Raw genomic sequence first — 16953 nt, forward strand, 5'->3', positions numbered from 1 at the left:
GAAACCCACAATTCTATAGAGTTGTGGGTTTTTTAATGGAGTAAATCTAGTTACTACCCTATCCCTATCTCATAAAATCACAAGAAAAGAATAATAAAAAAAGAGACATACAATTGTACGTCTCTTCAAAACTTAAAATACTTTATTAAATTCTATTTGATCAACTCTGAAGCAACTTCATTATTTTTCTTTTCAATTACATCATTCCAAAGGGTATCTAAAGAGGCTTCTAAAGCTCTTTTCTCCTCCTCTTGCGCTGTATGAAGTACATTTGGGTCAGAGAAATAATGCTTAATAAAATTGGTATCAAAATCACCACTTCTAAAGGCTTCATGTTTCATAACATATTTACCAAAGTCAAGTGTTGTTCTCAATCCAGAAATTTCATAAGCATCAATCGCTTTAATCATTCTGTCAATAGACTCTTCTCTATTCTCACCCCAAGTAACCAATTTTGCAATCATTGGATCATAATAAATTGGTATCTCCATACCTTCTTCAAATGCATCATCAATACGAATATAATCTGCAACTGGTTTTTGGTATCGGTTTAATGTTCCAATATCAGGAGTGAAGTTTGAAAGTGCATCTTCTGCATAAACACGTACTTCCATCGCATGTCCATTCAATTGAACATCTTCTTGTTTAATCGATAACATTTCGTTATTTGCAACACGAATTTGCATTTCAACGAGATCTAATCCAGTGATTTCTTCTGTTACAGGATGCTCAACTTGCAAACGTGTATTCATTTCTAAGAAATAGAAATTAAGATCACCATCTAATAAGAACTCAACTGTTCCAGCACCTGAATAATTACAGGCCTTTGCAACAGCACAAGCTGATTCTCCCATTCTCTGTCTCAATTCTGGTGTTAAAACTGCACTAGGAGCTTCTTCAATCACTTTTTGGTGACGTCTTTGAATACTACATTCACGTTCATGTAGGTAAATTACATTACCATGATTATCAGCAAAAATTTGAATTTCAATGTGTCTTGGTTTTGTTACAAATTTTTCAACGAAAACTGCGTCATTACCAAAAGAAGAACGAGCCTCAGACTGAGCTAATTCCATTTGTTCTTTCATGTCTTCAGCTTTCTCGACTAATCTCATTCCTTTACCTCCACCACCGGCAGATGCTTTAATTAAAACAGGAAATCCTATTTGAACTGCAATTTCTTTGGCTTCATCAAAATCAACTACAGCTTTGTCAATTCCAGGAACTAATGGCACATCATAAGCTTTTACTGCTTGCTTAGCACTTAATTTATCTCCCATCAACTGCATTGCTTCTGCAGAAGGTCCAATTAAAGTAATCCCTTCTTTTTTAAGTCTTTCAGCAAATTCAGCATTTTCAGATAAAAAACCATATCCTGGGTGAATTCCGTCAACATTTAAGTCCTTAGCTGCATCAATAATTTTATCTTGAACAAGATAACTTTCTGCAGATGGAGCTGGTCCAATAAGTACTGATTCATCGGCTTCATGAACGAAGGGAGCATTTCTATCTGCTTCAGAGTAAACTGCAACAGATGCAATATTCATTTTTTTCAATGTTCGAATTACCCTTCTGGCAATTTCCCCTCGATTGGCGATTAATACTTTCTTCATTATTCTTCTTCGTTTTTTGTTCCTTTTTCTTCTAAATATTTTTCAGGGATTGGAACCCTTTTATCTTTGCTTTCTTGTAAATCTACCCAATTTTCACGTTTTCTAAAAATATTAGCGAAAAACTGAAATAGTTTAAAGTCCTCTAATGTATGAAAATCTTCTTTATAACTTACCCCTACACCTTGGGTAAATTGTCCTTTTGCCTCATTTTGTAAAACTGTATAGTTATTCGACTCATTGAATACATTCATTCTGAAAGTACCTTGTTCATTGAGTAGATATTCTACTTTCACATCTCCAATTAAGGTGTTTTGATTTGTCAACTCAGTATTGGCAGTAGCTTCAGCTTGTTGAGTACCTACTCCAAATGACCCTGAAACCAATAATCGATCATCTAAAAAGCCTTTTGAAACTCCAAATTCTCCAGAAAACTGTCCAGAATATTCATCATTTTCTAAGTTTACGTTCATTTGGTATTCTTCTGAAATATTATTCAATAAAGAATTAATCTGTGTAGATGCAAGATCCCAAATTGCCCCACCATTTCCACCAGAAACGGTTGCCAACGGCATAAAAGATTTCGAAATCAAAATAGAAAAGAACTGTTTATTCAACTCGTCTTGATCACTTTTGATTCTTGAAATAACAGCTTTTCCAGATTCAGAAGCTTTAGGTGCCTCAATGTCAAAGGAAATTTCAGGATTCATCATATTTCCGTCTATCATCAAATAAGATAAAATCTCTTCATTGTTAGAACTTTGATCATCTATCACATTATTTGGCATTACCACCGATAGATTGGCTGTTGTTTTATAGAATGCGTCAATATCAAGCAAAGCTTCAAGCGGATCACCGGCCCATTGAACTGTACTTCCAGATTGGATATTAAAGTTTTGTTTATATGGACCCATTGCAAAGTTATACACTCCACTGGCCACAGTATAAGTTCCATCCATTGTCAATTCATTAAATTGATTTACCGATAAACTCAAGTTTCCTGTTCCCCTAGCCGAAATTTCATCTCCTATTTTCTCATCAAAAATTAACTTTGCTAAAGCATCTTCTGTTACCTCAAAGTTCAATTGTAGTTCAACTCCAGTTAAATCGACTTTCTTCTCAACTTCCTCTAATTTTTCGGCATCTTTGAAAGTAATAAAACCATCGTCTTCAATTGTTGTAGGACCATACATCGGTAAAACGAAACGCGTTCCACTTTCAGTTTTCGCATTCACTATGATTGATAAATCATCCAATGTTCCTGAAATATTGGCAATTCCTGTAACGTATGCATCTCCATAATAATAACTATCAATTTCATACTTTGTATTCATTACCTTAAAACGGTTAACCGGTAATGCCCGAGATGGATCATTGGGCATACGTTTGGTAGGATGTTCTTTCATATTTACAATGATTTCAAATATGAAATTAGAAAAATTATCATGGAATAAAGAGCCTGTAATGAATCCTGTATTACCTTCCACATCTTTTATGGGCATAACATCAATAAAGAAACCGTCTTTGGTAGATTCTATTTCTCCATTAAAGAACATGTCTGATCCTAATAGTGCTATGTTTACTTTCCCTTCATCAAAATCAATTTTCCCTAATAAATTTGGCTCTTGAAAAGTTCCAGTAAGTTTTAACTCTCCTACTAGTTTCCCTTGTAAATCACGAATAACATCGGGATCTAAGAATTCCTTAACGACACTAATATCAGTAGATTTAAAATTCAAATCAAAATCTAAATGTCCTAAATCTTCGTCTTTATTAATTAGATAATCACCCTCAAAGGCAAAGGTTTGCTTCTTCAAGGAGAAAATATCTCCAAACATTTCTACCTTTCCTTTTTCTGATTGATAATCCGCACCAAAACTAATGTTCCCTACTCCAGTTTCGTTTACGTAAAGTTCCTCAACAATTGCTTCTCCAAAAAACTGTAAATCAGTTAGTGGTGTGGTAATATATCCTGCAACATTTGCAATACCTGACAATTCCATATCTGGACCTAAAAAGCGGCTGAATTCTTTCAAGTCTAGATCCATAACATCAATGTATAACTTGTCGTATATCGAATTAGAAAGTTGTCCATTAGCGGAGAGATATTGTTCTTCGTGTTCTAATTTCAATCCATCTACAACCAAGCAACTATCAGAATACATAATTTCAGCCTTTTTTACTAAATCCCAGCGATTTTCATTGATGTTAATATAAGAAGGCATTAGTTTTATATCTACTCCAGATTCATCTTTTAAGAAGGTCAAAAACTCAATACTTGAACGTGAATTAGAGGGATCATCAAACAACAATTGTGAGTCAATCGTTCCATTTGCGGCTAGACCTGTAAAGTGAATATTTTGAAACGCTAAGGTATCATTCATGGTTACAGAATCTACATCAATTAAAGCCAATAATTCTTGATTAGAAATTTCTTGTAAGGCCATAATATTAATAACCTTAATGGAATCCAATGAAAGATAATCTGCATTAAGGTTTAATCCTAAATTATTTTTTACTCCAACATAATATCCGTCAATTCTGGCATTTTTAGCAATTTGTAAAGACGGATAAAACACATTTAAAATATCATTAACTCCCTTAAATTGAATATTATATTTAAAGTTTGTCAATTGATCAAGGATTTCTTTTTCTTTATTTGGATTAAGCGTTGGAATGATCTCCGCCAATTGATACTCAATATTTTCTACGACATTTTCATAATCTACCTTTCCATGTAACTGAACATCGATAACTTTAGATTGAATAGAAATACTATCACGAACTTGACTTCGTTTTATAAAACCTTTAAAATCCGTAGTATGAAAATCTTCTCCACCTTCCTCATAGTAAATAGAATCAATCACCACTTCTCCAACAAAATCATTGAAGTCTTTTCCTGTAACATCAACATACACTTGTGTGTTTAGCTCTCCTCTGTCAGTTAAACTAGGGTTAAGTTTATTTAAGTATGCACATTCTAATGCAATATCAGCTTCAATATCGAGGGTATTTCCTAAACTTGCTTTACCATTAAAAGAAAGGTCTAAATAATCATCTCTAACATAGAAATTACCTGCAACGTTATTTTGAACATTGTAAGCACTTTCTTTCATTTCATATGAGAAATCATCTAGAATCAGATAATCATAGGCATAATTATACAAAGTGAAATTTCTTAATACCCCAAAAACATTATTTACATAGAAGTTTCCATTTTGAAGTTTAGCGTTATCAAGTCCTATAAAACCATTGACTTTTCCATAATCAGAGCTATTCAATAAACGATTGATATTAAAATCTTTTATTTCAATCTGATGATCAGAGGTGTTAAGTGGTGTAATTAGACTTGTATTAAAATTTGTATCTGACTCTACCCTGAATTCGTTATTGAATACGATATCTCCCAAATTGGTATTCAACTCATCAATTCTAATATGTAAGTCAGTTGATGAGCCATGTAAATTCAAATTTTCAGCAGAAACAGTATAAAGCTGAACCAAAGATTCAGGCCATTCAATTGCTGAAATTGATGCACTATTAGGTAGTTCTAACTGTTCAAGATCATGTACATTTAATGAAATATAATCGATTTGTTGATCAATATTTGCTTTAGAAAAGTTTGTAAAATCTGGCAATGAAAAATTACCTTTTAACATAGTTGCTTTCCCATAGAACAAAAATAAATCTTCGATTTGCAAATTATTCACTGGCTCCTTTGTACGTCCTTTGAGCCTCACAACGTCTGTCATACCTTGTAGCTGCGGTGCAAAATATGAAACGTCCAGCAAAGAAACATCTGAAGTATCAAAAGCGCTGATCAATTGTACCTTTTCAGTGAAATGAGAAAAATCATTCAAATCACTGGTTTTAAGCAAAAAACTATCTGCGACAATTTTTGAGTTGGTGGTTCTAATATTCGTATTTCTTAAATTTAAACCTTCATTTCCAAAAACCACTTCAGATTTGAGTCTTTTAATTTTGAATCCACTTTGTTCTTTCAATGCCAAATGATTGATTTTAGCCTTATATTCATTTGGAGTGATTTCAACATTTTCTGCCTCTAAAAAAATATTTTCAGCATTTAAGTGATTAAAATCTACGCCAAAATCATTAATCGTATCGTTAAAGTCTTCCATTGAGAAGTTGACATTTTCAACTTCAATTTTGGCAATATCCACCTTAAAAACTGTATCACCTGAGGGTGTTGTATCACTTGCAAAATAATCCAGGATAAATTGATGGTTAAAATCCTCTTGGCCTTTGTATTTTTTTAAAGCAAACTTGGCATCCTTTACTCCTACTTCATCCAAATTGAAGTTCAACGCCATGGCACCAGTTAAATCAAAGTTAGTATAAAATTCATCGATATAAGCTAAAGTATCCTTTTCCTGATCTTCAATATACAACTGATCAAAATATACACGGTCCAAAAAAGTTATGTCTACCTTACCAATACTGACTTTTGTTTCAAGTTTTTTTGACATGTAAACAGCTCCCTGTTGAGCCAAGAAAGTTTGAAAATCTGAGGTTCTGATCGCAAATGCAAAAACAATGATTAAGATTGTTAAAATCTCAACCACAATAAGGGTGAAATTCCCTAGTATTTTCAGTAATTTTGCCATTCGTTATAACAAAGATATTCAAAGTTGTCAAAAAAAGATATAATCATTCTAGGTATTGAGTCATCATGTGATGACACCTCTGCTGCAATCCTCAAAAATGAAGCCATTTTAAGTAATGAAATTGCTGGGCAAAAAGTTCATGAAGCCTATGGAGGAGTAGTTCCAGAGCTTGCTTCAAGAGCACATCAGCAAAATATTTTACCTGTTGTTGATGCAGCTATAAAAAATGCTAAAATTCATATTAGTGACATTGATGCTGTGGCATTTACAAGAGGCCCTGGACTATTAGGAAGTTTAATCGTTGGGACATCTTTTGCAAAGTCTTTTGCTTTAGGATTAGACATTCCTATTGTAGAAGTCAATCACATGCATGGTCATGTTTTAGCACACTTTATTGATGATATTGAAAATAACGAATTAAAAGAAAAACCTTCTTTTCCATTCTTATGTTTAACTGTTTCGGGTGGACATACTCAAGTTGTGCTTGTTCGTGATCATTTGGACATGGAAGTTGTGGGTACAACCAAAGATGATGCTGCAGGAGAAGCATTTGACAAAACAGCAAAATTATTGGGACTTCCTTATCCAGGTGGACCTTTAATTGACAAATATGCAAAAGAAGGTGATGCCAACGCTTTTAAATTCACCAAACCAGAAATGGCTAATTTCGATTTCAGTTTTAGTGGATTAAAGACAAATGTGCTTCAGTTTTTACAACGAGAAACAAAAAAGGACAAGGATTTTATCGAAAAAAGACTTCCAGATATCTGCGCGAGTCTTCAAAAAACAATCGTAGATATTCTGTTCGATAAATTGATAAAAGCAGCAAAACATTATTCAATAAATGAAATAGCTATTGCTGGCGGGGTTTCTGCAAATTCTGGCATTAGAAAAAGATTGTTGGAAGAAGGAGAACAGCGCAATTGGAAAACCTACATTCCAAAATTTGAATATTGTACAGACAACGCTGCAATGATTGCCATAACCGGCAGATTCCATTATTTGAATGGAAAATTTGCCGATCAGAGCGTTACACCACAGGCGAGGATGAAGATTTAATTACGAATTGGCAATTATGAATTTATTGAATTCACTTCCTCTTTTGTGAGAAAGAAACGCAAGTAAAAAGTTGCATCAGGATTTTATTATGGCCCTCAAGCCAAACCACATAATCGCAATTCATAATTGAAAAATTCGAAATTAATTAAACCAATTCTAAACCAGCATTGATTGCATTTGCAATGTTATTGCGTAAAGTTATTAGATCAGTTTTCATCATATAACAAGGTGCAGTAACAATTTTATTTACACGATCAACGTTGATTTCATTGGCCAACTTCATTGTAGTCGCAACACCTGCTTTTGATAAACCATCTACAAAACCATTAATATCATATTCTGACTCTGCTTTATCAGATCCTATTGTCATGAATGTTTTTATATCTGAATCTTCAAATGCTTTAGCTACAACAACTGGACTCACACAAAGTGCAACAACTGGTTTCCCAACATTCACCATATTCACTAGTAGCAACTTAACTTCTGGCAAGATCATTCCATCAGGACCTTCAAAAGCCCATGAGGTGAAGTTCTTAGCACTACCAAATCCTCCTGGGATGATAAGCATATCAATGTCTGCAGGAGAAAGGTCATTAATTTCAGTGATTTCACCACGTGCAATTCTAGAGGCCTCAACCATCATATTACGTGTCTCTTTCATTTCTTCACCATTCGTGTGATTAATTACATGGTGTTGGTCTTTATTTATACCAATACAAACAGGTTCGTGTCCTGCTTCAGTAATGGCCAATAATGTCAATACAGATTCATGTATTTCGGCACCATCATAAACTCCACATCCAGATAATAAAACTCCTATTTTCATTGTATAATATTTTTGTTCTTGTAAAATTCTTGAGTGTTCTAATATAAAGCATTAATTTTGTTTAGCAACAGTTTTAATCATGAAATTAGAAGAGCTTTTAACTATTGAATGTATTGTTTTCTATGATGGAAGCTGCGGTTTTTGTAATTCTTCCATCCAATTTATCCTGAAACACAAAGCAAAAGACTTTTATTTCATTCCGTTACAATCTAAACTCGCCGAAGAAATTCTTGCTCTGCATCATGAGGAAATCAAAATGAATACGCTTTATTTTTTTGAGAAGAAAGAACTGTATCAGAAATCAACTGCAGCAATTCGGATTACCAAACATTTATCTGGAATCTACCCTATTTTCTTTTACCTTGGATATCTAATTCCAAAGTTTTTACGTGATTGGGGATATGACCAAATTGCCAAAAGGAGACATAAAATCAAGGCTCAATATTGTACATTACCTAGCGCTACTGAACGCAAGTTTTTTATTGATAACTATTGAACAAACACATTCAAATGAGTCATTATTATTACTCTTGATTGTATTCTAGTCTCTCGTATTGACGTTTGATTTGCATTAAATACAATTCAATTGTTTCATAATCGTTGTTAGGACGAGGAGAAAGTGCAGGTGCTGATACAACATTCCCCTGGGCATCCATCAATAAGTATTGTGGATAAGTTGCAACGCTCATTTTCTTTAAAACATTACTCTTATTTGTCAATACCGCTAAATCCCAAGCAATATTGTGTTCCTTGATGAAAGGCGTAGCATCTGATAATAACGGATCTTTTTCATCTGTAACTAAAACAGTAACAAAATTGATATGTTTATTGTATTTCTGTTGCAATTTGCGCAACAAAGGAAGGTCATTAATTGATTTTTGAATGTCTTTACTCACAAATTGAATATAGGTATGTTTTCCACTAAAGTCATCTCTATATTTTTTTTCTCCGTTAATATCCAATCCAAAACTTGGCATTTTTGTTCCAGGAACTAAATCCAACAATCGGTGTTTTAAGTTATTTGATATCACTTTGTTTTCACTGAAAAATGCGTGATTTGAAACACTATCCATAATGGTGAGGATATTGGTTTGAGGATAGTCATTAGTATAAAATACTTCCGACAACATTTTCAACATGATTAACTCCCTTAAACGTATGTTTTTCAACGCATAATCTCCACCTAATGCATTCATTGCTAAACTTGGACTACTTTTAATCACTGCCGCATAAAATGCTTCATTCACCTTTTGTGGCAATTGTTTTTCATACATTTTATAGTAATTCAAAATATATTCCATATAACGATCATTCTGATACCATACCGTTTCTGGTTTGATGTAAAAGTCAAATTTCTCATACTCATTACGGTGTCCCATAAAAGCCAAATCGTCTAGCGATGCAACTGAAAATTTCACATATTTTTTAAAGAATGTGCTGGTGTCGTTTTTATATTTCTCTGTTATTTGAATTTTAAAAGTATCTAATTTCTCCACAAAGTCTACAGAGTTTCTGGTGCGTTTATTGTAATTCGCTTGTAGGAAACTATATTGAAAATCTTCAAAAAGTAGAATCTTATAATTGATGTCCGTTGTGTCAAGTCCTAAAAAATAGAAATCGACCTCTACTCCTTTTGCATTTTCACTCATGTAAGGAGAACTCGATTCTATAAAAAGTTCATATTCTGCTTTTGGTTGGGTATAAATATGAAAGTAATTACCATCAACTTCTAATCTCAGTTTTCTTGTTTGAGAATTATAAAAACTCATGCTAAATGTTGAATCTGCCTCGACTTCTGAACTTGCAATCTGTGTACGCATTTGACTGAGGTAGTCCTCAATTACAAACACTTTTACCTCCTTTCCTACATAATCATTGGCAAAACCAGAAATGGTCGTAATGGACTTAGATTGAGCGTTTAAAGAAACGATTAATATTAAGAAGAGGAATAAAACAAATAATCTATTCATATCGGTATATCTATTTTAAATGAAAAAAATCTCAGAATTCACAAGAAACTATACCTCATTAACGAGAATATCGGCATTGGTTACAAAAGCAGCGATACTACCACCACTTTTATGTATTTCACGAACAATTGTAGAATTGATCGCAGTAAATTCTGGAACCGTCATAAAGAAAACACTTTCTATGCCAGAAATTTCATAATTCATTTGGGCAATACTTCTTTCATAACCGAAGTCTTTTGAGTCACGTAATCCACGAACAATAAATTCGGCATTAATTGACTTACAGAATTCAACAGTTAATCCGCTAAACTCCTGTACCCTGACCTTTGGATGGTCCTTAAAAATAGATTCTATATGATTTTTTCTATTGGCTAGATCAAACAAGTAGTTTTTAGAGGTATTTTGTCCGATTGCAATAACCACTTCATCAACAAGTTTTAATGCTTTGTCAATTATACATTCGTGACCTTTCGTGAATGGATCGAAAGAACCTGGAAAAACTGCTATTCTTTTCATTTGACTACTTTTAAATTAGATTCAATTTTCGGATGTTTGAAGAAACTAAAAACTACATGACCATATCTTCGTGAATGTTCAAATCCGATTTGGTCTTCAAACTTATTGTGTTTACTATGCTCTAAAATAAAGATTCCATCTTCTTTCAACAAATCGCCTTCCATTACAGCCTTGATAAGATCCACATGCAATTTATCTTCAAATGGAGGATCAGCAAAGATCAAATCATAGGATTGATGACTGTTCTTGATGAATTTAAAAACATCTGCCTTCAGCACGTTCATGGATTCTGAAATTCCATGTTTTTTACTGAAATCTTTCATGAACTTCACACACTTGAAATTCTTGTCTACTGAAGTAATTTTTCCGGCTTCACGAGATGCAAATTCAAATGAGATATTCCCTGTTCCGGCACAAAGGTCAAGAATATCCATATCGAACATACTGATTTCATTGTCTAAAATATTAAACAAGCCTTCTTTGGCAAAATCTGTAGTTGGTCGCGAAGGAAATCCTTTTGGGGGATTAAATCTCTGCTTTTTTAATAATCCACTTATTATACGCACAATGTTTGGAGTTTAAGAATCGAATCGATTGAATTAAGTTGAAGATTTTTTAACAGCTTATGTTCTTCGAGTAATCCTTTTGTTTTTTCGGCAACAGACTTTGTTGACTCAGCAGTAAAATAAAAATTGAGTTCACCTGTTTCCTCTTTTAAATTTTGTTGTTCTAAAACAAAAAGTAGATGATATAACACATCTTCAGGTGTTTGATATTCAAAACTATTCGAGAAAATTAATTCATTGCTGTGAATAATTAAAATATTGACATATTCATCATTGAAACTAAGCGAAACCTTTCTTTTAAATGTTCCCATTTGGAAAAGGGCACGCAATGCAATTGAATTTTCATGTTTGAACACCATTTGAGGGTAACGAATGGTAAAAAATGACTTTACCCAATCTGGAATCTCAAATACATTGACCATATTTAATTCCATTAAACGATTAAAGTCAACCATTTTTTCGTCGACTACATCACCAAACATCAAATTGAAAATTGACTTTGGAGATGATTCATTATAAACACTTAAAGGAATTAGCGTATGTCTAGGAGTTGACCATGCTAAAGTGTATTCAGGATACTCCTCTTTTAAGGTCGTAATGGAATCAAATATTTCTCTGAGTTTATTTTTGTAAGCCAAAGGCGTACTTTCCATTAACTCAAAATCGAATTGTTGAATAATTTCTTGGTTAGAACGAAGAACCTCAGCAACATGTACTGAGGTTCTTGAAATATGTATAGCAAGTTGTGTATTATTCACGTTGCGATTTTTTTATTCCCATGTAGCTTTATCAGAATTGGTTTTTAGGTTACCAAAACCAACTTCCTTACGAGAACCATCTTCAAATCTTGATACTGCTTCTTTACCATATACGTGGATTGTTGCGATTGTATCACTTTTCAAGAAAGGAACATTTTTACGTGTTTCCATAGTCCACTCTTCTCTTGGATCTGTCATTGGAATATATTTCAATTCATCAATATCAAATTCTCCAAGACCTAATTCTTCGCGTTCTCTTTTTAATGAACGAGAACTTAGAAACTCATCTTTATATAGCACTTGTAATGTATCTCTTTTGAATCCTGCTAAATCTTCAGCATTTGAAGGATTTCCTTGTGCAGCTAACAAAGCAGCTTCACGTTCTGTCATATTTTTATCTAATGCACGTTTGTCATCATATAAAGCATCACGCTCTTCAACGGTCAACTTTCTAGATGGTACAGAACCCAAAGACTCTATTTTTTCAACTTTGTCATTTTCAAAGAATGATTTCAACTCATCAAAATCTTCGGCATAATGACCGTGTTTTGACTTGTAAGCACGTTGAATCGTTCTAATTTGTGATAAAGAATGACGCATCAATGCTTCGGATTTTGCATAGTCAATTTGGTGTTGTTGCGTTTTCTCCACTGATACATATGACTCATACATAAAGTAAACTGAAGCAGCAATACAAACAATTCCTATTCCGAAAACGAAATTTCTATTTAATATTCCGGCACTAAACAAAATTGCCAAAACTCCACCTATCAATAGATTTATGGCAGCCATCATAAAAATAGCATCTTGATTTGAGTTCATACCGATTACAACCATCACTATTCCAAATACAGCAATAAAAGCAGCAATTAAATAGCGTTTTACAAATACAGAAAACTGATTATTCATTTTTTGATCTTAATTAAATTCATTTTAGTATCTCCACAAATCTACAATAATTTTGAAATGCTATTGAAATAAAGTATAGATTTTTTATACAGTTTAATCAACAGATTGACGTTTATATCCAAATTCCGCTCAAAATTAAATGTTCAATTGATAGATTCTCAAATCACTCCTTATTTTCATTGGCATTTTCATATTTTTTGAATCAAAAGCTTTTACAATGAATAATAGCTTTAAATTCGCAATATGGCATTGAAAAACGAATTGTACCAATCTACTTTAGCTCATTTTGAATTCAATATTTCTGAAAGTCAAAATGATTTATTGACAGAATTGTGTGATTTTTATACACAACCCAATGATCAATCCCTATTTATATTGAAAGGATATGCCGGAACAGGGAAAACAAGTTTACTTAGTGCCTTTGTAAAAGGAATTTCTGGACTGAAGAGAAAAACAGTTCTCCTCGCTCCCACTGGACGAGCAGCCAAGGTATTCGCACAACGATCTAACAAGTTAGCATTTACCATTCACAAAAAAATATACCGTAAAGAAAAAGTTGCAGGCGGTGGAATTGTACTTGCTGTTGCACCAAACCTTCACACCAACACACTTTTCTTGGTAGATGAAGCCTCCATGATTGGCGATTATACCCAGCGTTCTGATGGTTCCATCAGTTCTCAAAATTTACTTCAAGATTTAATCAACTATGTATATAGAGGCAAAAACTGTAAATTGATTCTTATCGGTGATGAAGGTCAGCTCCCTCCGGTTGGCGCAGATTTCAGTCCAGCTTTGAACGAAGAATACATGGCGAGTCATTATCCAGAACTACATATACAAAAACATCAATTGACTAAAGTTTTACGTCAAGCAGTGGATTCCGACATATTGAAAAATGCAACCAATCTTCGTTCTGCACCCGAAAACACCTACCCTTCTTTTGACTTAAGTGGAAAAAATGATTTAATTCGATTGGAAGGTGGAGATTTGGAAGATGAATTGGACTCTTCCTTTTCAAATTACGGCATCGATGAAACCTTAATTATTACCCGAAGTAATAAAAGAGCAAACTTATTCAATCAACAAATCCGTTCACGTATATTTTGGTTTGAAGAAAAAGTAGTTGCCAACGATTTACTTATGGTGGTGCGCAATAATTACTATTGGTTAGGAGACAATTCTAAACTAGGATTCATTGCCAACGGTGAAACCATTAATGTAGTACGTATCAAAAGCCGTGAGACTTTATATGGTTTTGACTTTGTAACAGCCATTGTACAATTGGTTGACTATCCTGATACAGAATCTTTCGAAGTGAAAATCATGTTGGAAGTTTTAGATGTTGAAGGTCCTAATTTACCCCGTGAAAAAATGAAGGAGCTATTTTTCGCTGTAGAACAAGATTATGCCTACGAACGCAATAAGAAAAAACGTTACGAGTTAATCATGGCAGATCCATATTTCAATGCTTTACAAGTGAAGTATGCTTACGCTGTGACATGTCACAAATCTCAAGGTGGTCAATGGGCGTGCGTGTTTGTAGATCAAGGATTTTTGACAGAAGACATGCTCGACAAATCGTATTTCCGTTGGCTGTACACGGCACTAACACGTGCTACCGACAAGTTATATTTAGTCAATTTCAATAGTCAGTTTTATGGAGATGTTGAGGAGTGATTTGGTTTGTAACTATGGATTTATCACTTAAAAAATTTGAAATTCTTTCTTGATCATCTATACTCAAAATATAGTTACCTATTACATATTTTTCACCTTCTAAATCTCCCCTTTTCTACTTTCCAAAAGTTTTATACTTCACTGAGGTTGCACCTACTGTTATTTTTGATTTATCAATTGCTTTATTCAATCGATCGATGACCTTTGTTGCTTCTTTACGTGGCAAATACTTTCCTGCCAACACATTTAATTCAGATTTCAAGGCTTTTAAAGTTGTATAAGCACGATATGTACTCAACATTTGGTTTCCACTTAAATTATTGCGATTCATCGTTGAAAGTAAATCTTCATTTTCAGGTTTAAAATTACTTTGAACTGGATCCGTAAAACTATTGACTTGCATTTCGATTGAACGGTCGATATGGATTATAACTTCAGTCGTTCTCAAATCTTTAAATCGGCTACTTTCTTTCGCTGCCAACCTCTCATCTTGAGTATCACCTGGATAATTAGACAACTCACTTGGATTGTAATTAATCACCACTCTATTATTCTTTTTCACACCAACTCCACCACCTCTTGCAATAATATTTAGGTCCTTTTTATTATCCAATAAGGACTCGAAAAACTCTACCACAGCTATAGAATCTGACGCTGTAAACAACTGATCTTGCTTTAATTCATATTGATCCACTTCAAAAAGATCATTCAATTGTAGCTGTACATTTGAAGTATAGAGTGGAGTCGCATCAGTCACATTTATATGTAACATTACTTCATCATAATTATTACTCAAATGAGACATAGGCATAGCTAGCAAACGGATATCAAAATATTCCTTGTCCTCTTTTTCAACTTTTGAAGGAGGAAAAACAAATTCTTGTGTCAACATATTAAAAGTAGTAGAATCTTCGTATAGATAATAACCATCTTTTTCTTTGTACTCGACCCATTTTCGACCAATTGCATTATACATTTCCTGGACTTTCTTTTCCAACAAACTTTTCTTGTACAAAACTTGTTCTTTTTCTAATTTTAATTGCCTGATTTTTTTTTCAATATCTTTCAATAAATTGTATGCAGAAACCACTTCGTCTTGACGCTTTTTTCTTTTTTTACGCTTCGAATCAGTCTTATACTTCTCGTGGTTAGTCGTAATTGTACTGTATCGAATTTCATTGAGTTCTTTCTCCTTTTTTTCAATCTCCAGGTTGGTATCATCTTTTCTACCTTCCAAATCTTTTATACGACTATCATAACCTCTTCTTCCACTAATTTTATCTTCTAAATCTGCAATATCTTGTTCCAGTTTATGAATCAAAGAATAGTATGTGGTTCCACCACCATAAGCTGAATCAGGAGATAAAAAGCGCGTATTACTTGAACCAAAAAGTGGATAATACTTACCTTCTCGTTTGATAACAACTGTTGTTTGTTTTTCAGAATTGTACCCCCAAACATCTAGGTGAATATTGGTTTCCTTACCCTCTTTAGCAATTTCAAAATTATGGATTGTACTTCCATTCGATAAAATTTCAGGTTTCTTCTTTTTTGCATCTGGTTTAAATCCAATATAAGGTTCATAAGGAAACAAACCAACTGCTTTTGGCAAACCTTTATTCCATCGTCCACGTTCGTCTTTTTCACGCTCTTCAAACAAACCAGATGTTGTTGAACCATCTCCTGCTGCGGTAAGCACATTTCGGAAATAATCTGCTTTTCCTCCCAATTGAGTAAAAATTTGTTGCGCACGATTAGAGACAAAAGTATTTACAGCGTTATTATATGCTACAATAACTTGCTTCTTCTCAATTTCGGTCCAACTTCCAAAACCATCCAAAATAGCCACTTTATCTTTAAACGTTAAGGTTGGATTGGTAAATTTCTCTATCCTTTTTACAATGACAATTTCATCTCTTTTTTCTTTTTTCGCTTGGGGAGGGAGTTTACTTAGAAAAAGCTGTTCAAACTTTTCGTAATCAGTAGCGTTTCCATCTTTAATTAAAGAATTATTTCTATTGGATTGTAAAAGTTTGTTTAATTCCCATATGGCCATTTTATTGGCTAATTCAGCTAACAATCCTTTAGGCGAACGACTTATATCATGGGCATAAATCATTAATAAATCTGGCTGGTTAATTATTTTCTGTTCAGTAGAATCATAATTAATTTCTCCATTTGGGAGGGTAATTTCTTCTCCTTGGTAAACAATGTATCGACCTATGTTTTGTTCTAAGATTGGGCTTTTTCTAACAGTATGATAAAGGTAGGCTTTACTTTGAGGAGACAAGAAATAATCTTCTTGAGCGATTAAAGGAAAGCAGGATAATAAAACCGCAAATAAGCTTGTTAATAAGTAATTCATTTTACAAATATGAAAAAAAGATTCAAGCTTTTAAACTTCTCTTTCAGTAGTTATTAACATGTAGACTGTTGG

General features: G+C 33.4%; 12 protein-coding genes. 3 read left to right on the forward strand and 9 right to left on the reverse strand.

Features of this window, described 5'->3' with window-relative positions; all coding sequences use genetic code 11:
• Window positions 1-152: 152 nt before the first annotated feature.
• Together DXU93_RS05025 and DXU93_RS05030 are read right to left on the reverse strand one after the other, a co-directional pair.
• The gene (locus DXU93_RS05025; RefSeq protein ID WP_116880165.1) at window positions 153-1613 is read right to left on the reverse strand and encodes an acetyl-CoA carboxylase biotin carboxylase subunit; all 1461 of its coding nucleotides are present in this window, start codon (window positions 1611-1613) and stop codon (window positions 153-155) included.
• Entirely contained in the window at window positions 1613-6235 is a 4623-nt protein-coding gene (locus DXU93_RS05030) for a translocation/assembly module TamB domain-containing protein (protein ID WP_116880166.1), read from the reverse strand. The genes DXU93_RS05025 and DXU93_RS05030 overlap by 1 nt, the downstream gene beginning before the upstream one ends.
• 24 nt (window positions 6236-6259) lie before the next feature.
• Here DXU93_RS05030 and tsaD point away from each other — a divergent pair, with 24 nt between their 5' ends.
• A complete protein-coding gene (gene tsaD, locus DXU93_RS05035; RefSeq protein WP_116880167.1) occupies window positions 6260-7294 on the forward strand; it encodes a tRNA (adenosine(37)-N6)-threonylcarbamoyltransferase complex transferase subunit TsaD in 1035 nt (344 codons plus the stop codon).
• A gap of 145 nt (window positions 7295-7439) precedes the next feature.
• Here tsaD and elbB read toward each other — a convergent pair whose 3' ends face one another.
• Complete coding sequence (gene elbB / locus DXU93_RS05040) at window positions 7440-8120, reverse strand: isoprenoid biosynthesis glyoxalase ElbB (protein ID WP_116880168.1); 681 nt, start codon at window positions 8118-8120, stop codon at window positions 7440-7442.
• 79 nt (window positions 8121-8199) lie between these two features.
• Between elbB and DXU93_RS05045 the strand changes: the two genes are divergently transcribed.
• Window positions 8200-8616, forward strand: coding sequence for a thiol-disulfide oxidoreductase DCC family protein (locus DXU93_RS05045; protein ID WP_116880169.1), 417 nt, complete (start codon window positions 8200-8202; stop codon window positions 8614-8616).
• Between the two features lie 28 nt (window positions 8617-8644).
• Here DXU93_RS05045 and DXU93_RS05050 read toward each other — a convergent pair whose 3' ends face one another.
• Genes DXU93_RS05050 through DXU93_RS05070 form a run of 5 tightly spaced genes read right to left on the reverse strand, consistent with a single transcriptional unit; the run spans window position 8645 to window position 12839 of the window.
• Complete coding sequence (locus DXU93_RS05050) at window positions 8645-10090, reverse strand: TlpA family protein disulfide reductase (protein ID WP_116880170.1); 1446 nt, start codon at window positions 10088-10090, stop codon at window positions 8645-8647.
• A 48-nt stretch (window positions 10091-10138) separates the two neighbouring features.
• Window positions 10139-10606: a pantetheine-phosphate adenylyltransferase gene (coaD, locus tag DXU93_RS05055; RefSeq protein WP_116880171.1), complete on the reverse strand. Its 468-nt coding sequence runs from the start codon at window positions 10604-10606 to the stop codon at window positions 10139-10141.
• Window positions 10603-11172: an RsmD family RNA methyltransferase gene (locus DXU93_RS05060; protein WP_116880172.1), complete on the reverse strand. Its 570-nt coding sequence runs from the start codon at window positions 11170-11172 to the stop codon at window positions 10603-10605. The genes coaD and DXU93_RS05060 overlap by 4 nt, the downstream gene beginning before the upstream one ends.
• Window positions 11163-11930: a DUF3822 family protein gene (locus tag DXU93_RS05065; protein WP_116880173.1), complete on the reverse strand. Its 768-nt coding sequence runs from the start codon at window positions 11928-11930 to the stop codon at window positions 11163-11165. Before DXU93_RS05065 ends, DXU93_RS05060 begins: the two co-directional genes overlap by 10 nt.
• A gap of 12 nt (window positions 11931-11942) precedes the next feature.
• Window positions 11943-12839, reverse strand: a complete 897-nt coding sequence (locus tag DXU93_RS05070; RefSeq protein ID WP_116880174.1) for a DUF2721 domain-containing protein — start codon at window positions 12837-12839, stop codon at window positions 11943-11945.
• Window positions 12840-13082: 243 nt separating this feature from the next.
• Here DXU93_RS05070 and DXU93_RS05075 point away from each other — a divergent pair, with 243 nt between their 5' ends.
• Window positions 13083-14516 (forward strand): ATP-dependent DNA helicase, encoded by a 1434-nt coding sequence (locus DXU93_RS05075; protein ID WP_116880175.1) that lies wholly within the window; start codon window positions 13083-13085, stop codon window positions 14514-14516.
• A gap of 115 nt (window positions 14517-14631) precedes the next feature.
• On the opposite strand, the gene DXU93_RS05080 is transcribed toward DXU93_RS05075, so the two are convergent.
• Window positions 14632-16881, reverse strand: a complete 2250-nt coding sequence (locus DXU93_RS05080; protein WP_116880176.1) for a hypothetical protein — start codon at window positions 16879-16881, stop codon at window positions 14632-14634.
• Window positions 16882-16953 lie beyond the last annotated feature (72 nt).

It is taken from the genome of Brumimicrobium aurantiacum, from assembly GCF_003402975.1.
GTDB classification, from domain to species: Bacteria; Bacteroidota; Bacteroidia; order Flavobacteriales_D; family Crocinitomicaceae; genus Brumimicrobium; species Brumimicrobium aurantiacum.